The 19,033-nt window shown below is 34.8% G+C and carries 16 protein-coding genes; 12 read left to right on the top strand and 4 right to left on the bottom strand.

The window, feature by feature from the left end; all coding sequences use genetic code 11:
• Positions 1–22 precede the first annotated feature (22 nt).
• From HN014_RS04455 to HN014_RS04445, 3 genes are all read right to left on the bottom strand, one after another.
• Positions 23–382, bottom strand: a complete 360-nt coding sequence (locus HN014_RS04455; RefSeq protein WP_176027688.1) for a hypothetical protein — start codon at positions 380–382, stop codon at positions 23–25.
• A gap of 96 nt (positions 383–478) precedes the next feature.
• Positions 479–1,246: a hypothetical protein gene (locus tag HN014_RS04450; RefSeq protein ID WP_176027687.1), complete on the bottom strand. Its 768-nt coding sequence runs from the start codon at positions 1,244–1,246 to the stop codon at positions 479–481.
• A 163-nt stretch (positions 1,247–1,409) separates the two neighbouring features.
• A complete protein-coding gene (locus HN014_RS04445; protein WP_176027686.1) occupies positions 1,410–1,916 on the bottom strand; it encodes a hypothetical protein in 507 nt (168 codons plus the stop codon).
• Between the two features lie 259 nt (positions 1,917–2,175).
• Here HN014_RS04445 and HN014_RS04440 point away from each other — a divergent pair, with 259 nt between their 5' ends.
• From HN014_RS04440 to HN014_RS04420, 6 genes are all read left to right on the top strand, one after another.
• Positions 2,176–2,472 carry a hypothetical protein gene (locus HN014_RS04440; RefSeq protein WP_176027685.1) on the top strand — a complete coding sequence of 99 codons (297 nt, stop codon included), beginning with the start codon at positions 2,176–2,178 and terminating at the stop codon, positions 2,470–2,472.
• 13 nt (positions 2,473–2,485) lie between these two features.
• Positions 2,486–2,620 carry a hypothetical protein gene (locus HN014_RS22710; protein ID WP_303246387.1) on the top strand — a complete coding sequence of 45 codons (135 nt, stop codon included), beginning with the start codon at positions 2,486–2,488 and terminating at the stop codon, positions 2,618–2,620.
• 104 nt (positions 2,621–2,724) lie between these two features.
• Positions 2,725–4,080 carry a hypothetical protein gene (locus HN014_RS04435; RefSeq protein WP_176027684.1) on the top strand — a complete coding sequence of 452 codons (1,356 nt, stop codon included), beginning with the start codon at positions 2,725–2,727 and terminating at the stop codon, positions 4,078–4,080.
• Positions 4,081–4,098: 18 nt separating this feature from the next.
• Positions 4,099–4,590 carry a hypothetical protein gene (locus tag HN014_RS04430; protein ID WP_176027683.1) on the top strand — a complete coding sequence of 164 codons (492 nt, stop codon included), beginning with the start codon at positions 4,099–4,101 and terminating at the stop codon, positions 4,588–4,590.
• Entirely contained in the window at positions 4,587–4,886 is a 300-nt protein-coding gene (locus tag HN014_RS04425; protein WP_176027682.1) for a hypothetical protein, read from the top strand. Before HN014_RS04430 ends, HN014_RS04425 begins: the two co-directional genes overlap by 4 nt.
• Before the next feature lie 38 nt (positions 4,887–4,924).
• Complete coding sequence (locus tag HN014_RS04420; protein ID WP_176027681.1) at positions 4,925–6,082, top strand: glycosyltransferase; 1,158 nt, start codon at positions 4,925–4,927, stop codon at positions 6,080–6,082.
• Between the two features lie 48 nt (positions 6,083–6,130).
• On the opposite strand, the gene HN014_RS04415 is transcribed toward HN014_RS04420, so the two are convergent.
• The gene (locus tag HN014_RS04415) at positions 6,131–7,228 is read right to left on the bottom strand and encodes an AraC family transcriptional regulator (RefSeq protein ID WP_176027680.1); all 1,098 of its coding nucleotides are present in this window, start codon (positions 7,226–7,228) and stop codon (positions 6,131–6,133) included.
• Between the two features lie 654 nt (positions 7,229–7,882).
• Here HN014_RS04415 and HN014_RS04410 point away from each other — a divergent pair.
• The 6 genes from HN014_RS04410 to HN014_RS04385 all read left to right on the top strand — a co-directional run bounded on the left by HN014_RS04410 (position 7,883) and on the right by HN014_RS04385 (position 19,004).
• On the top strand, positions 7,883–8,482 hold the full coding sequence (locus tag HN014_RS04410) for a C2H2-type zinc finger protein (protein ID WP_176027679.1): 600 nt from the start codon (positions 7,883–7,885) through the stop codon (positions 8,480–8,482).
• 63 nt (positions 8,483–8,545) lie between these two features.
• The gene (locus tag HN014_RS04405; RefSeq protein ID WP_176027678.1) at positions 8,546–8,842 is read left to right on the top strand and encodes a hypothetical protein; all 297 of its coding nucleotides are present in this window, start codon (positions 8,546–8,548) and stop codon (positions 8,840–8,842) included.
• A gap of 52 nt (positions 8,843–8,894) precedes the next feature.
• On the top strand, positions 8,895–9,107 hold the full coding sequence (locus tag HN014_RS04400; RefSeq protein WP_176027677.1) for a hypothetical protein: 213 nt from the start codon (positions 8,895–8,897) through the stop codon (positions 9,105–9,107).
• Positions 9,108–10,244: 1,137 nt separating this feature from the next.
• Positions 10,245–14,240 (top strand): N-6 DNA methylase, encoded by a 3,996-nt coding sequence (locus HN014_RS04395; protein WP_176027676.1) that lies wholly within the window; start codon positions 10,245–10,247, stop codon positions 14,238–14,240.
• Complete coding sequence (locus tag HN014_RS04390; protein WP_176027675.1) at positions 14,237–14,659, top strand: hypothetical protein; 423 nt, start codon at positions 14,237–14,239, stop codon at positions 14,657–14,659. Before HN014_RS04395 ends, HN014_RS04390 begins: the two co-directional genes overlap by 4 nt.
• A gap of 58 nt (positions 14,660–14,717) precedes the next feature.
• A complete protein-coding gene (locus HN014_RS04385) occupies positions 14,718–19,004 on the top strand; it encodes a strawberry notch C-terminal domain-containing protein (RefSeq protein ID WP_176027674.1) in 4,287 nt (1,428 codons plus the stop codon).
• The last annotated feature ends 29 nt before the right edge of the window (positions 19,005–19,033 follow it).

Genomic DNA, 19,033 nt, shown 5'->3' with positions numbered 1-19,033 from the left:
TTATATTAGGTTAATAATTAAATTAGTCTTTGGCAAATTCTTTTGCGAATCTTGATCTTGGTTTTACATTGGTATCTATTTTAACTGTATTTGGTGCTTCTTTTTGTATTGCCATTAGGTAGCTATAGTGATCATTATCTTTATAATAATTATACAACTCTTTCCAATTGGACGGGTGTTGTTTTTTAAGAGCTTTAAGCAATCGATTCTCTAAGGCTGTTTCAGCTAGAAACCTATAGGTTACTCTGTTCTTTCCAATTGGAATGATTGGGAGGTTATAGTTATTACACCATTTAACTACAGATCTTGAGTCTCTGGCTTTGATAATTTTTGATAATTCAGTTAGTTCAATAAACAGTTCATTTTTCTCATCTTTGATCATTTTAATACTTAATTGCTGTAGATCCGATTGTAGCGTCGGTAAAAACAGTAGTTAATAAGTGATGCATGACTTGTAGCGGTCATCTTGCGTTAATAATTATTTTTTAAAGTCAGTTCTCACCAGCCTGTGGGCAACAGTAACTTTATCATTGTTTTGTTTTACTTCTATGTTTTGGTAATCCCCATCCCTAAGCATTTTTTCTATTCTCTCTGCATCTTCTATTCTTTCTGTACCTTCTACACAATCCATCTCACCGTTTTTTTTCAAAACTCGAATTGTTTTGTATTCTTTCATTCTTATGATTTCAATGACCTTTAATTCATCGTCTGTTAAACCAGCTAGTTTGCAAAAATCAGGTATGTTGTATACAGGCTCAAGATTGGTCTTTATAGCCTTGTGTAAGCATAGTGTAGTGTGGTTTTCGATTTCCCCGGATTTTAGCTTCGAGAAATAATCTTTTTCATCAAGTATCCAAACACTTTCCATTGCTTTGTTATAGGTAATGACGATGTATATGGGTTGGTTGTAAAGTAGTACCAAAAAAGAATAGTACTCAAGAGCAGGGTATTGTTTTCCGTCCTTGGTTAAGATTGGAGCAAGTATAGCTTCTTTACAGGCTTTTGTCTCAGCGTGAGAGAATCGTAAAGTTTTCATTTGATTTAGGATGCCAATAAGAATTACATCTAAAGCACTGTAATAATTGTATCTGTTTGCGCTTTTAGGGTCTCTTTTATCATCCAATATCCCTTTTAAGTGCCAAGTGTGCAGAGTCATTCTGTTTACTCCTACCATAGCTTTGCTCTCGAAAATTAATTCATTTAAGGCTTGGCTATGAGCTGTAAAATCTTCTTGATGTGATTTCATTTTTTTTGCTTTTGTTATTTTGTCTGCTAATATACAAATAAACTATCACGTAATGTTAACGTGACGCTTTTAATAAATATAAGTTTATAGTCAGTTCCATATTTTACGGTTCTTTTACTTTGTTGAGCTAAGGTAGATTGCTATTTGGTCTATATGTTTATTGTTATGTGTTGCTCTTTAAGGCTAATAGTTCTTTAAGAGCCTGAGTCTGTCCTTTCTGAGCTTCAAAAGCCATTTTGTGACAATCTGTTAATTCCTGATTAAGTTGAAATACTTTTTTAAGAAGGTCGTCATTTTCTTCTTTGTATCGACTTATTTCTTTATTGAGTTGTTCAAAGTTCTGTGAGCTTTCTTGGGATTGCGCCAAGTTTGGATTATTGGTTAGTAGGGCATCTTTAGCTTCCATGTTGAGATTGTAAAAATAATTAAAGTCTACATTGAAATGTCTGGCGATATTAATCATTAGAAGTTGTGGTGCGTGTTTTGGTTTTGATCCTTTTTCTCTGCTTTTCCTCATCTCCTGAACGACATACTTGTTATTACGGTAGAATCTGTATCCAAACGTATAATCCGTTTTGAATTCCTGATTTGTGCCTGTTTTCTCGTGTATTTTAATAAGGTAATCGATCAGTTTTAGCACTTGTATGTCTATAGTATCAAACTCGCTCATGTTAAATTTATATTAAAAAATAAATTATAACCCCTGTATAACAGATGTTTAGTGTTGTTAAGCAATCGAACAAGATACCGAATAGTTATATTATAACTAAATAATATCTAAATTTGTTTTCAATCAGGTGTTTTATGTTTATTTATTAGTTAGCAAAGCTTACTTTTTATGTTATCTGAGACAAACATACAAATAATAACTGATATGTAACTATTAAATACCTTAAAAATTTATTAATCATTAAAAAAAATATTTGAAAATGTACACAAAAAAAGACTTTAAAGCTCAGGTAGATTTACTTTATCATTATTACAGGGAGCCTATAAAATTGCTAATGGATCAATCAGGTCTGGCTAAGCCAACGGTATGGCGATTTTTAAAAGGAGAAAAGCTAAGAACCTACAATCAAGACAAGCTGATAGAATGTGTTATATGTTTAAATGAAAAGGCAATAGCCAAACGAAAATCCTTAAGAGATAGAGGAAATAAAGTCATTCAATTAGAATTGGACTTGCTTAAGAGTAAAAAGATTAATAAGGGAATTCACAAAATTTAAAGTTTGGAAAAAGATGAAAGTATTAAAACTTGAAGAATCTAAAAGAGCCGAGGTGCTTGGTAAGATTCATACTGTTTTTAAACGAAGGAAACGACCAACCACTACCCATATACATCATATAAAACTGGTGTTTACAAATAAGCAATAAGCGGATTAATTTTTAAACAGATAAAACAGCAGTAATTGTTTGAGGTATAGGTAGGGATGAGGGATTTATTTTCTGTTTTTTCAATAGGATGTATCACTAAGATTATGATTATTAACTATTCCATTTCATTCCAGGCATTGGACAGGTTTGTCTTCCGATTTAATAATGATCAGGAAGCGATAGGTAAAAAGGTCAGGCAATCTATGATTGCTACAGCAAAAGAAGTCATTAAAATTTATGGTGTTTCTTTGGTGAAATCAAATAAGGTATCGCCTATAGACCCGTGTAATTTACCTTCTTTACGGACTAATAATATACAATTAGCAAAGATTACTCAAGCTAGTGGCAGAACTATCCAAAGGCATATAGATCGTCTGTTAGACTGTGGTATATTAACTAAAAAGATATGGCATGGTTCTCATTCCAGTTATGAGCTGTTTATAAACCCAAAAATTCTGTGGATAAAAGGGGTTGGGAGTGTTGATAAGATACAAAATAGAGAAAAGGATGTTGAAAATTTAAGCATTGAAAATCAGGTTATTAAAAATGATAAATTGACAAAATGTCCTCATTCATACACTAATAAAAAGACTAATAAAAGAAATAATAGAATAATAGCTGTTGAAAAACTTCAAGAGAGTTGGGAAGTGAGTTTGGATGAAGGCTTGAGCTCGACTCAAAAAACAACTCATAAAAGAGCTAAAAAACCAGAAGAAAGGAGTTCGCTCCCGCTCACGGTTGATGATAGAACTGAAAAAAAAGCTAAAAAAGAGACAGAAAAAACACGAAGGAAAGACCTTTTTGAAGAAAAAGCACGAAGGAAAGATGCTTGGCGGGGAAAAACCGGGCTTGATGAAAAAACTGCGCAGGGTAGGCAAACCAGCGCGGAAAAGGTCAGCATTGGAGCAAACAGGAAGGGAACTGCTCCCTTTTGTGATGCATCCCGCCACGCTTTCCTATCGAAATATGTCCATGAGTTATGGGGATTGGCAAAAGAAGTTCTGTACAAGGATGTATGGCTTAATAAGCGTCAAAGTAATCTGGCTCTGACCCTTTTGTATCAATGGTATGAACCTGTTTCAGATGAGAAAATGGATTATGTTCACCAAGTATATAAAACCCGAATTTATATCGCCCGGGACTATGTTGATCGAGATCCGGATCATCGTTTTATCAAACTTCCTTATGAATATTTTAATCCGAAATCCAAAGGAGGTTTTGCAGGAACGAAGCCTTGGTATGAGGCAGATAAACGCCACAAAAAGGGCTTAAAACTAAAAAAGGTTTTAGGTGAACAAGTCAGAAAATTCAGGAATAACGAAAAGAAAGATACAGCACAGGCACGACCGCGTTTGACGGTTTTCAGGGAGTGTGAACAACGCATTGGTAAATTGGGGATACCTGAGTTGTTAAGCAAATTTTATGCTGCTGTTTTAAACCCGGAATTAAAGGAATATTAACATAATAAGAGTAAAAAAATGAAACAAAAGATAAAAAAGACACGCTCAGGATTGGCTGAAAAATTAAAAAATGCTGTTCAGAATTTGAATGTTGATGTATTTGGATATGAGTCAAAAGTAACCAAAAACATCCTCCGTTATTTTTCAAAACTATCTAAAGAAACTGACCTGGTACAAGAAGAATTAGTAGTACGTATTTTCAAGGATTGGTTGACTATCAATGTGGCTGTTTATAATCAGGGAAGACCAGTTAAAAAGATTTCTGTGAAGGAACTCATTACCCTATTTACAAATTCAGAACCATCGGGGTTGTTTAATCTCGAAGCTAAAGTGGTACGAGGAATCGAAAATTTTATGAGTGAGTTGTCTGACAATCACCATATAGAAGTTGAGCAATTACAGATTTGTATTGTTGCAAGTTCCGATAAGGTTTGGGTGAAGGGATATAAAGGTCTTACCCATATTCAAGACATTCCATTAGGTGTTTTAATTAAACACTTTACACAATGAAAACTAGAAAAAAAAGAAAGCGGTGGAACCCTAAAGAACATTCCAGATATAAAATGGTGGTGTATTTCAAAGATAAAGAAGCTGTAGACCCTTCAGAGGATGATCAATCCAGTACATTTTATTCATTTGATTGGAAGAGTGGATACTCAAGATTTCTTGACCCTCAAAAAGGGTTGACAGGGTTACATAAAAAAGTCCGGGAATACGGGGATAAGGCCAATTTTATATTGATCTATGACCGAACTACTGATAGGCTGATAGAAAAATATTTTGAAGGAGAACCTTTAGAACTCTAATGATTAAAAACGGTTGTAATAAAAAACAAAAAAATGAAATGAAAAAAGTTATAGACTTATTAAAAAAAACAGAAATAAAAGAAGGTTTGGAGGGTAAAAAATCTTCTCCCGATACGGTACGGCTATTGTATGTCTCACCACTCTTGAATTCAGACGGATATTATCGAATGATTCTTCCATACTTGGAATTGGGAAAGGTAAAAGGGTTTGAAACAAGGGTAACTTCGATTACCAAATGGGATTTTTCAAAAAAATTCACTATCGGAACAGATACTATTGAAGAGGAAGAAATACGATGGGCTGATTATATCATTTTTCCAATGCTTATAGAAAACTATAGGTATTTGTTTCAGGCGATCAGGATATTAAATCCTAAAGTATATTTAGTTATGGATATTGTCAGACAGATACACAAAATCCCTAAATCACATGCAGATCACGGAATATATAGTAAGTTTAATACAGAACAATTATTAGGCAATATAGTTGAAATGGATATGATCACTACGCCATTAAAAATGCTTTGTGAACTGTATAGAAAATGGTTGAATATGTATGTGGAAACAGAAAGAGAAGTAGCGGTTTTTTTGTTGCCATCATTGATCTCCAGTATTGGATTTGAGGGTATTACTTCGATCCCTAAACCTCAAGAAGAGATCGTACGAGTTGGGATGATCGGAACACTAAAAGCAGCAAAGGACTTTAGATACTTTCTTCCTTTGTTCAAAAAGATTAAGGAAAAATATAAGGATAAAGTAGAGCTTATTATTTTCGGATGGGACGGTAAAAACCAAAGTGGTAATGAGTCTTTAAAAGGGGTAGAGATAACCTTTCATAAATCTGTTAGTTTTCTAAACTACTATCAAACATTGAAAAATTTGCATTTAGATATCTTATTGATACCGATGCGTTCATTGCATTATTACACCTATTCTAATACGATAAAGTTTTTGGAAGCTGCTGCTTTAGGGATTCCTGTTATTGCACTTGCTCATTCATCATTTGATGATGAAATCAATGATGGAGAAAATGGAGTACTTGCGTGGAAGTTGCCAGAATGGGAAGAAAAGCTGGTAGCATTAATAGACAATCCAAAAAATAGAATAGAACTTGGTGAAAGAGCAAAAAAATGGGTTTGGGATCATCGTGTTTATGATCAGAATAATCTTTTAATTTTTAAGAGCATATTTATTTAAGACAGAAATGTTGGTTAAGGCTTTTCTTTGGTGTAAATAGGGGCAATCTTATTGGTTGTCCCTTATGTTTTTTATGTATTGGGAGGGCTTGATTTGTTCACTTTTATAAAATGCTCTTGCAAATCCTTCTGCTCTTGTGTATCCAATTTCTAAAGCAATAGCTTTCAAGGTATAGTTTCTAAATTTTTCATCCTCTTTTAATCGATCTTTTACGTAATTGATTCTTAAATCATTAATATATTGAGTAAAAGACTTTCCTTTATAAGTATTAACTATTTTAGAGAGATATCTTGAATTTGTACCAAATCTTTTAGCCAATATACCAATTGTGATTTTTCCCTTCAGGTATTGCTGATTATCTTCAAATTCCCGAAGTTTTTCTACAATGTCTTTAATGAGATCATCCGCTATCAACATATCCTCATGAATAGGTTGGTTCTTTTTTGAAATTTGAGATAAAATGATGGCTTCTTTTTGAGCTTGCGAAATAAGGTTGATGATATAGGTAATCATCATCACAACAAATCCAGAATTAAGAACAGAAACTTTCAGCCATTGGTAATTTGCAAAGAGAAGAATTGTAGGCAAACAAGCAAGGGTAAATAGTCCGAAGTAGCTAGAAATAACTCTATATCTATAGAGTTTAGAGTTTTCTTCTAAATCTTTAAATTTGAACTTGATAAGGGTTTTGGTAACCTTCACCAGGAATGCTAGTCCAATAAAAAAAGGAATAATCAAAAATAAAGATCTAGCCCTGTCTAAATTCCCAGATACTGAATATGGGAATATAAAAAGAATAACAAAAGCTCCGGAAAGTGTAAAGCCCAATCGTTTTGCTTTAAAGAAAGAATGTTTTAAAGGACGAATATTAAATTCTGTTTCGATGTAACGAATGAAGTAAAGCGCGAGAGCTGTACAGGAAATAAAGGTCAAAATGTATTGTGACATAATGCTTATACTAAATTCTTCTGAAGGAAACAGTCCGGCAAATAGATTGTAAATAATGTAGGCGAGAATAAGTAATAAGAAGCGCAATCTTGATCTATCATTTGGTCTTGAGAATACAAACAATAATTGTGCAAATAATACAAGAGTTTGAAAGATTAAGATGACTAAAGTAACTCTCTGAATTTGTGTATCGAACATATAGTTAGTATATAAGAAAGAGAAAAGTAAATAGTATAAAGTCTAATATTATCAGACAACCTAAACAATTTTGTTTGAGTTCTCTACCGTTATGACTTATTGAAATATCCATGTGAATTAGTTTGCAATGGTCAAACAATAAAACCATCGCTCTTTGATTTTGAAGTACACCGTATCTTTTTCTGATCCTGTTTTAGGATGTGATGAATTGACATTAATATGATGTCAATTATATACTTTTTGTTTGCATTAGTAGCTAGCCCCATTTAGCAGTAATGAATTATATGTGAATAATTAAGTTCGTGTTTTCCGTATGTGTATAATAGTGGCTATATCAACGAAAATGTTACCTCCTAATTAACAGTTTTATAAGAAGTTTGTTTCAATTTAATACTAAATCAACATAAAATTACTGCAAAACCTATGGTAAAACCGTAAAATTTGTCGCTTTTCATGAAAACAGGGTGATTTTTCAAGAAAAGTCATATATACTTTTTGTTTTTCATTAGATTATGGTCTTAAATTTACAAGTGCCTACCCCGCCTAATACAACTACCTAACCCCAAAACTCAATAGTGTAAGCAAGATATTTTTTTCCTGCTTATGTCTATCAAATTAGTAAATCAGTATTTATAAATGCTAAAGGGGAACAGCATGAAAAATTTAATAGAAAAAGAAGTATTTGGAATCTTTGCAATGGTAATTCTATTGATTCCACAGATTGCTCATACATTGTATGTATTTGAAGCTAATAGCCACTACGATCATCCTTGGTTCTCTTGGTGTTATGCCTTAGGAGTTGATCTGGCTATTTTAATCTTCACCGTCAAGGGATGGTTACGAACCGCTTTTATTTATCTTTTTGTCACCCTAGCACACAATCTGGTATATCAATTTATGCCTGAAGGGGATGTAAGTAGTATTCTAATAAGTGTCGTTCAATCCACGACACTTTTCAGCTTTTGCCATCTTTTTTTTAAAAACAGCAAAGAGGATCAAACATCAAAAAAAACGGATGCACCACTATCCGATGAAGCTTTAGAAATACAACATGCTATCGAAGCTGGGGTTCATTTTAAACCACACCCGTATATATGTCCAGAATGTAATATGTCGTTTCCTAATTCAGAGCAATTAGAGGTACATATTTTGGAACATAAAACTCAAAAGGATTGGAAACCTGAAAGATATGGTGCGTGGGAGTTGGAGAATGATACCAGATATAACTACTGTAGCAATTTTAGGGTCAATTAGAGAGAACTATTATTTTTTAGTTTCAGGGGGAAACTAATACAATCATATAAATATTAATTAACAATGAAGGTACACTTTAGTATTAATTGGAGTAAGACAAAATTATATAACGCAGGGAAGCGTGATCTTACAATCTATTGGAAACAAGGGGAGGGAATTCCAAGAATAGGGGAAGCTATTAACATACCAAAGTTTATAGAAGGGAACTATGAGCCTAATGAAGTATTTAAGGATAGCAATACTGAATTGAATGTGTTCGATTGTGTAGAGACTAATTCAGGGTGGGAGGTTAAAAAAGTGATATGGGATCATAATAAAGGAACTCCTTTTGTCCATGTTTTGGTTGGTGATAAAGGGTAATTCTATAGTATATAAGCCTATTTTATAAAAAATTAAATCAAAAAACAGTCCTATGAAAATTTATAAGTATATCATAAAAGATGAATCAACTAATAAAATAATTGAATCAGGAACAGGGGATTTATTTGATCTTCAGCCCATAATTCCAATTGAAATATTATCCATTCTTGAGTTATATGAAGATGAAAAAGGAGAGATGACTGTTAAAGTTAGAGCTGGGAATCTAGAGTATGATATTATCAAGATTAGGTCAATATGTGCTTAGTTTTCTATATCACCTTAAATTACTTTTACTACAGTTTAGGAAAGTGAATTTATATAGGGGATAAATTGGGAAATAGCACTATTGTTGAGTTAACTGGATTTTCACTATTTTTTTAACTTTTCATTACGCAACGATAGCAGGATTGGGGAAATAGAAAATTAAAAAAGACTAGCTATATTTGAGGGTGTAAATTATTGTTTTTAGATGTTTTACAGTGATTTATGGTTGTTTTTTGTTACAAAATCATCAAGGAATTACTCCCGCTACAAGGATGATTCCGAACTATTTTACTGATCGAAAAGATCAACTACGTTATCTACATTTTTACTCCCGCGACAAGGAGATTTCTGTACACATTTTGAGAATGAAAAAGTAAACACTCATAGAGGTGGTTTTTTGCTATTCCCTATAGCGATGAGCTGTAACTTTTCTCTATAGGGATGAGCTGCAACTATTCCCTATAGGAGTGAGCTGTAACTTTTCTCTATAGGAGTGAGCTAGAACTATTCCCTATAGCGATGAGCTGTAACTTTTCCCTATAGGAGTGAGCTAGAACTATTTCCTATAGCGATGAGCTGTAACTTTTCCTTATAGCAATGAGCTGTAACTTTTCTCTATAGGGATGAGCTAGAACTATTCCCTATAGGAGTGAGCTGTAACTTTTCTCTATAGGGATGAGCTGCAACTATTCCCTATAGGAGTGAGCTGTAACTTTTTTCTATAGGGATGAGCTAGAACTATTCCCTATAGGAGTGAGCTGTAACTTTTCTCTATAGGGATGAGCTGTAACTTTTCTCTATAGGGATGAGCTGCAACTTTTCTCTATAGGGATGAGCTGCAACTATTTCCTATAGGAGTGAGCTTAAACTTTTTCCTATAGCGATGAGCTGTAACTTTTCTCTATAGGGATGAGCTAGAACTATTCCCTATAGGAGTGAGTTGTAACTTTTCTCTATAGTGATGAGCTGCAACTATTCCCTATAGGAGTGAGCTGTAACTTTTCTCTATAGGGATGAGCTAGAACTATTCCCTATAGGAGTGAGCTGTAACTTTTCCTTATAGCAATGAACCAGAACTATTCCCTATAGAGGAAAGCTTAAACTTTTTCATCCAATAATTTGACAAAATAAAATTTGAATGAAATTATCGATTACATACAACAAAGAGAAAAACGGTATTGAACTAATGTTTGTACCAAAACTATCTGATAAAATATTGGAAGGATATTTAATTGATTTAGGTTTTAAAAAATCTAATTCCAAAGATGGTATGTGGTATGTAATTGATCGTCCATCTTATAATAATTATGCTAAAAAACTTCAGGAAGCTTTTAAAGAAGGAATAGATCCCAAAACAATAAAAGTAGAACCATCTTTTGATGTAGATAGAAATCATATAGATCATTACCAATTTAGTCTGGTCAATATTAAAACCGATGATGACAAGGATGAGACTAAAGGGGTAGACTATGTAGTTTTCGATGATATTAAGAAAACAGCTTTGGATATCGCAACCCGTTTTGCAAATGCGAAATATGGAAGCAAGCTGAATTCGGTTAGTGTAAGTCCAAGAAACTTTAAGAGGCGGGCCAGAAACGCATTTGATGAAGGGCGAATCATAACCGGAATTTCTAAGGCTAAAGAAACTGATAGAGATATTGACTCTAAGAAAAGTAATGAGAAGTTTTTAGAGAAAATCCAAATTCCTATTCCAGAGGATGCTAAATACGAAGCTTCATTTACGATAGAGCCAAAGGAAGCTCCTGAAGCAGAAGCAATAGAATCAGAGGAAAAGTCAAAAGCAGTATTCCCTTTATCAATAGAAGAAGAATCCAAAAAGAAAGAACATGACAATGTAAAAACTCTACACAGGCTAAATGAAGATGTAGGTTTGATTGTTGATGAGTTAAGTGAATTGGAAACCGATGTGGATGATAAAGGGATTGCTTTTAACATAGGAAATGCCAAGATAGAATTAGATGAGATCTTAAAAAATGTAAAAGGGGAATTTCTTATTACCAGACTTAAAGAAAGTTTGGTACAACTTATCGATCTGGCTGAAAGTATGCCAAAAGGAGAATTTCGAGATCGTTTAGTAAAGATATCTAAAAGATTTGGGTTACATATCGGTGCTATGCCTAAAGATAATGATAAGGTATTGACTACTGTCAAGGATATAGTAAGGTATGACAAAAAAGTACCAAACGTTTTAATACCAAAGGTAATTAATCCCCCATTTGATTCGGGTGGTCTTTATATTGAGGATGCCAAAAAAATTAAAGAGAAAGCACCTCATTTATTAAAAGTTTTAGATGCGCATATTTCAGAACTTGATGCAAAAACGATGTTTGAGTTATCTCAAATGGATCATCCTAATGATTATGGTTTTTCGATTTCAAGATCAGCATTGCTTAGAGAGTGGGAAAAGAGAGGGTATCAATTATTTCAAGATTTAGGTTACCCGACTAACCCTCAGTATCCCTATGTAAATATTGCTACTGGATACGGTAGTGTATACCCGCTTGATAAATTTGTTAACTCAGCAAAAGAACAGAAAGAATGGTGGCACGTAGTAGAATTGTATAGACCTATTGCAGATTTACCGAAAGCGTTACAATTTTTAGATCAGGAAATTGAAAATCTGACTACTATTAGTGATACCTACACCAATCCGAAAACAGGAAAGCCTAAGAGTAAAAAAGAAGATAAAAAACAGTATCGATCACTAACTTGGGACATAGAATCTTTTGAAAGCTCCAAACAAGTTATCAGACATTATTTGGATCTTAAAAAAGCGGATTATTCCGCTATTCAGAATCAAAATGAAGTTAAAGAAGTAATAGAGTCAGAAACTACTGAAGCTCCCCCCCGAGATAACTTTTCAAATATTATTGTTCCAGAAAGAGTAATCGCCCCGTTTGATAAAGGGTATATACCACCAGAGGAAGCTGTAGAACTCAAAGAACAATTTTTCTATTTATTTGAATATACCTATAGAAATGTGCATTGGGCTTCTCCAGTTGAGCTGTTTATGTTTTTGCAGTTTACGAATTTAAAGAAGTCTGGTATATCGCTTAAAAATGAAAGACTATATCGAATTTGGGAAAAAGACGGACGATCGTTATTCAATCAATTGAGGTATCCTACAGATCCAAAATACCCATATATCAATCTTGAAAAAGGTTTTTTGGAGATTCTACCATTAGAAGTTATTATTTCTACTTTACCAGATAAGACTATCTGGTGGTCAGCTGTAAAACACTATCGACCTATTGCAGACATATCCAAAGCTCTTAAAGATATTACTGAACAACAAAATATCCTAGCTAAGAAATTAGAGAATTATTCTGCTTCACAAGATAGTTTGGATCAAAGGAAAAATGATAATAATGAAGAATTTCTGAGTCTTTCGAGTGACATCACTATGTTAAAGCATTCCAGAAACCATTTGGAAGCTTATTTAAAGACTACTGAGGAGACCTCAAAAGAAAGATCCGATTTAAAGGATGATACATTATCAACAGAAGATTATTTGTTGATTTCAGCAGGGGAAGCAGCTCAAATTCGAAAACAGTTTACAGCTAAAGGATTCAAAGTTTCATTTACAGGAAAAGAAGCTTTTAATCGAAACCTGCCTGTGGTTGAGTTGGGTTTACGTTTGGAGTACAATCAAGCAAAACTTGATGAAAAAATAGAAAAGGAATTTAACCCTTGGATCAGTATTCTTGAGAAAGAAGTTAAGATTTTAGAAGAAAAAGAGGATAGAAAAAGTAAACAAAGAAAAGCATTTAGGTTAGAGAATATTTCTGCATTAAAACGGGGATCAGAAGATGTGTCAGAATTAGTTGAGAAAGAGGGAGAAGTATTTCAGGATGAATTGTTTTTAGAGGTTATAATGAGAGCGAAAGTATTCGGCTATGTCATATCGGGTGCTGATATAGCCGACTTTCGTGATTTTATTATGGACAACTTATTTAGAGGTCGGATTGCAGAAAACTATCCGGATGAACCATTAGGTAAGATGGTTAGAATTCTTATTGATGACTTCTTTACTACTCATAAAACGGAGAAAAGTGAACAATCGCGGAACTCAGATTATTTGGATAAAGTCGTGGCTATTATGCACGATCATTATATTAAAAATGAACGATTAAGTAAAAAGAAAATTGAAGCAATTAAAGAAGAAGCAGGCGCACCTAATTTAGGTGCTCTGTGGGAAGCGGTAGAACTTAGTTGGCTTTTATGGTATAAGCAAATCTATAACCTTCCTATTTCCTTTGACAGGCGTTTGGATCAAATGATCGAATTCTGGAATACAGTACAGCCTACCTATGCTTATTCCGATAGTAGTAAGGAATTATTCAAGCAATATTCTACCCCCTGTCCTATAGGAGCAATGGTTGCAGAATATACAAAAATGCCCAGTGCGGGTCGTACTTTTGAACCTAGTGCAGGCAATGGTTTGTTAGTGTTAGGCGCAGATCCAGAAAAGACACATGTCAATGAAATAGATAAGAGTAGGAGGTATTCTCTGAAGCAGCAAGGGTTCGATAAGATTACTCACTTGAATGCAGCAGAACCATTTCCTTCAGGGTTCACGCGCTCCTTTGATGTGGTGGTTACCAACCCTCCATTTGCTAGTTGGGAAGACTCCAAATTTGATAAGCAGCGTTGGGCTCAAAAGTATTTTAACAGCCAAATTGGAGTGGCTCAGCATATGCGTTTAGAGCATTTTATGGCAGGATTAGCCTTAAACACCCTTAAAGATTCGGGAAAAGCAGCCATTATAATTATGGGTCATGTGTATTTCAGCTCGGACGGATATATCGCGAAATACAAACCCTTTTTCAATTGGTTGTACCGTCATTACCGGGTGGATGATATTATTAATATGGACGGCTATAAACTTTACAATAAGCAGGGAGCTGTAACCAAGACGATGTTGATCCTTATCAATGGAAGAAAACAAACTCCGGAAGGGGTTGCCCCCACTAGAAGAGAAAACCCGTCAATAGAGCAAATGGTCAATACCTTCCCTGAATTATGGGAGAGAATCCATTCCCATATAAAAAAACCAGTAACATATTTATTAGAGGTGATTATCACCCAACTTAAAATAGAATTAGGACTATGATATTTTTAAACAATCAACTAATGCCGTCAGAGGATAGTGCCACCCTATTTATGGTGAGTAACCCTATACCTTTTGAAAACTTTGAAGATCATCAGGCAGGGGTTTATATCCGATTACACAATTTAATAGCCTGGTCAATGGAGGAAGGGGATGATCCTATTGCCCTTATTGAAGAATATTTGGAGACTGTTTACACCGATAGCAAATCGGTAGAGGAAATTGCGAACTTTTTGATGTACCATGATAAAATGCAAAGTGCTCTGTGGGGACTTAAAGAAAACTGGAGTAATCTGGATGATACTGTACCAGAAGATTCCTTAATGTATGGAGGAGTGGAAAAAGGTGAAGCAGTCCAAATGTATGCAGATACCACCCTTAGAAGATACTTAGAAGTATTATCAAGATTTGAAAACGTGTAACCATATATAAGTAGAAGTACCCCAAGGAAGTAAAAGAAATTCTTTTAAAAATAGAGTTATGGATAATATTGAATTGCAGGAAGAACCAGAGGGGTTGACCAATGAGTCAGCACAAATAGCAAAATTGGCAGCGCAACAGACAGCTCTTGTTCCATACGTGCCAAAATCAAATGCAAGTTTTAAGATGGATACTCTGATTCCCAGGAATATGGCTTTTGAAGTACAAAAGGCGTTGAACCGCATTGTAAAGGAAAAAGGGAATATTGATAATTATGTCCGTAATGAACTAAAATATATCTCGACAGCTACCTTATGGAAGGCATTTGCAGCAGAACAAGTGGATTCGATAGCCTTGTATCTTAAACAATTTGAGCGTAGGCAAGGGATAATCATTGGGGATCAAACAGGTATTGGTAAGGGTAGGCAGGCAGCAGCTGTGATTCGCCATGCTGTAATGCAAGGATATTTACCAATTTTCTTTACCAAAAGCTCAAGTTTATTTACTGATATGTACCGAGATTTAAAAGCAATTGGTTTTGAAGATATCCACCCCTTTATTGTCAACTCCAGTTCAGATACCGGAGCAAAGATAAAAGATGCTGATGGGAGCGTAATTTTTACCCCCTTATCGGGTAAAGCTCAGGAAGAGTTACTTACCAATACAAGAACCTTTGCTACGGAAAGTAGAGAATCTATTGAGTGGCATAAAAAAACAGGTAGGAAATTACCAAATCCAGAAACTACCCCAACTATAACGATCTATGAGAACATTGATTATTTACCAAGTGGATACGATATGGTTTTTACTACCTACAGTCAGATTCAATCTGTTAGTTATTACAAACGTTCCTGGATAGAGAGTGTCTGTGATAGTGGAATGGAAGGGAGTAAACGTTATAAAAAAGTAGTGTTTATTTTGGATGAATCCCATAGCGCAGGAGGGTTTGATTCTATTATCGGGATGTGGATGCGTAGGGTATTGCCAAAAGCCCATTGCTGTTGTTTTTTAAGTGCAACTTTTGCTAAGTATCCTGAGGTAATGCCATTTTATGGAAAAAAAACAGCCATATCCGAAACAGGTTTAACGGATAGGGCATTTGTAACGTCTATGCGTAGGGGAGGATTGGCGCTTCAGGAAATCGTAGCATCTAACCTTGCCGAAAGCGGTCAGCTTATCCGAAGGCAACGTTCCAATGAAGGTATTAAAGTGGAGTATATCACCTTAGATGAAGAGCCAAGTCGAAGTAAAAACAGAGCTAGTGTAAACCGGATTATTGAATTGATGAATGAAGTAGTTCGATTTGAAGAAGAATATATAGCACCAGTATTGACACTAATTCACGCGGAGGCAAAGTCTCAGGGAGAACGAATGGAAAATAAACCCAGGGGTTTAGGGGTAAAACAAGCACCTTATTTTTCAAGGGTATTTAATATAGTAGACCAAATGCTTTTTGCATTGAAAGTTGAGGAAGTTGCTAAAAAAACGGTGGCACTTTTAAAGCAAGATAAGAAAGTGGTGATTGCTTTTAAGTCTACAATGGGATCATTTTTAAAAGACCTGAATCTTTCAAGTGGAGATGTTATCCCCAAAGAAGAATTGGATTTTGTACGAACTCTTATCAAAGGATTAGACAGTGTTTTTCTCTACAGTTACACCGATATAGATGGAAAAAAAAGCAGGAAACGTATAACATTAGCCGAATTGTCAAGAAAAGGACAGGAAGAATATAACAGGATTAAGAGGGCAATGCTACAGGAGAGTTCAGGGCTTAGTATATCCCCTATTGATCAACTGGTAGAATTAATAGAAAAAGAAAAAAAGCCTTCTTATATCGGAGGACATGATGAAAAGTATTTCAAAGTAACGGAAGTAACAGGAAGAACCCAAAGGGTTAATTATAATGAAGAGGATGAGGAAGTAACAGTCACTTCTTATAGAAGTGATACGGAGAAGTCATTTCGATTGTTTAATGCAGGTGATTATGATGTGCTGTTAATTAATCAAAGTGGTAGTACAGGTTCATCAGCTCACGCATCCAAAGATTTTGCAGACCAGAGACAGCGAGCTATGATCATTCATCAGTTTGAGCTGGATATCAATATCGAAATACAAAAGCGGGGTCGTATCAATAGGACGGGTCAGGTAAACTTGCCTGAATATTATTATATCACTAGTGATATTCCTACAGAGCGAAGGCTGATGACTATGCTAAAGGCAAAATTAAAATCTTTGGATGCCAATACAACAGGATCTCAAAACACCAATGACGATACTCTTAAAAGTGCAGATTTTTTTAATAAATATGGGGATAAAGTTGCTTGGCAATGGGTTAATGAACATCCTGAGATGATGCAAAAATTAGGGCATCCTACCTACCATCGTAAAACAGATTCAAAAACAGGTAATAAGTACTATGCTCGTAATGAAGGGAAAGAAGGGGCTATAAGACAACTTACCGGACGTGCAGGATTACTTTTGGTAGAAGATCAGGACAATCTGTACAATGTTTTATTGGAACGTTATGAACATCAAATCAAGCTTGAGAAACAACAAGGAACCTATGATCTGGAAACCGAGTTTTTACCTTTGGATGCTGAGATTAAGAAAAAATACCTATTTAAACAGGGTAATGGAGGAAACACCCCATTTGGAAGAGATACTATTCGGGAAGTAAGCATTGTAAATAATCTAAGGAGACCACTAACCAGACAGGATGTTGAGAGTCGGATCACCAAATCTTTGGGGGGAAGAAAACCAGAGGTTGTCAAATCGGACTTAGTCCGCGATATCAATGATAAATTTCCACTGCTTATTGAACATCGCAGGGAGAAACGCATGGAAGTTATAGGCCACCTTCGGGAGGAATTAAGTGATTTACCTGATATAGGTAGTGGCAGGAACGATGAGGAAAATGAAAAAATAGCAAACGATAGGGAGAAACTTCAAGAGTTGATTGAAGAAAAATTAAGAGCAGTAAATGAGTATATACAAAAGCTGGAGTATGCTAAAAAACAAATTTTAAAACATGTGAGTTATTTTGTTGTAGGTCAAGTGATTAAAATGCCGTTTTTAAATACAATTAAAGAGCCTTCCTGGGGTGTTTTTTTAGGGGTCTGGCTAGGGGCATCTGCCAAAAACCCATATACCTATGGTAACATACACTTACGATTTGCAGTAGCAGATTCCCGCAGGCTCATTTCATATTCATTACAGCCTGAAGAACATGCCTATATGAGTTTGATTTACACATTGAGTAAGGATATTTCTGAAGAAAAAGGTAAACAAATTCTAATAGAATGGAATGAGCTAATTAAAAAGGCATCGTCCAAACGGGAACGCAGGCACATTTTAACGGAAAATATCGTTGCTGCCTCCTCGGCAATCGGAGGACAAAACAAACTAGTAAAGTATAATACCAAAACCGGGATTATCAAAAATGGTATTTTGATGGATAAAGAATTTGGTAAAGATGGTATCAATAAAGCCTTATTACCAATGTCAGAAGCCTTTAATAGTATCAAAGCCCTTTCGATTGATGAATTCTTTTCAGATCAAAAAAATCAGCTTCGCTTTAAACGAATTGGCGAGAATTTCTTTCAGGTATATATCCATAAAGGAGAGAATTATAAAATGGCAATCGACCCTAAACTTCGGGAGTTGATACAAAGGTCAGAAGGTCAGACGGAGGATGAGTTGCCGGATTTTGTACAAAACGGGGGTGAAATGACTGGGGTAGTTCATCTAAAGAACCTAAAGGCTTTTTTAACACAATTGGACACCTATGGGTTACAGTTTTTAGGAAAAGCAAAGGAACTAAAAGATTGGGAAATCGAAAATCAAAAAGATTGGGATCGCACTACCAAAGAATCTGAAGGGAACTATACCTATGAATTGGGTAGGCCGTACGGACAAGGTAGTAATCCAATAACAGGTTTTAAAGGATACAAAGAACCAGGAGATACCAAGTACCCATTTGGTACGGTATCCTATAGACGTCCCCTAAGTGATAAAGAGAAATTTAACTATTCCCTTATTCCTATTTTCAAAAATGTAGTGGTTCCATACAGAGCTTGGAAGCAAGCAATTGGTGGTACACCTGTAGAGAAAGAGTTTGAGGATATGGTAAGAGAAGTTTTAAATCAATCTCTTTATGAAGCTAAAGAATCTTTAGGTTTTTTTATCACTAATAATCCGCACGAAGATGGAAATCCAGAGTTTGTTTTTGGCAGATACACCGAAGAGGAGTTAGGTAGAGCAGCCTATGAGGATATGATTGGACTTATAGAGGCTATAGATATTGTACTAGATCAATTAAGACTTTATCATAGTCTTCAAACCGCATAAAGAGTATTTGTAAATAACATTATAAGTGA

This window comes from Aquimarina sp. TRL1 (genome assembly GCF_013365535.1).
Taxonomy (GTDB): Bacteria; Bacteroidota; Bacteroidia; order Flavobacteriales; family Flavobacteriaceae; genus Aquimarina; species Aquimarina hainanensis.
The sequence above is the reverse complement of the archived record's forward strand: the minus strand, read 5'-3'. Positions and strand labels throughout refer to the sequence as shown.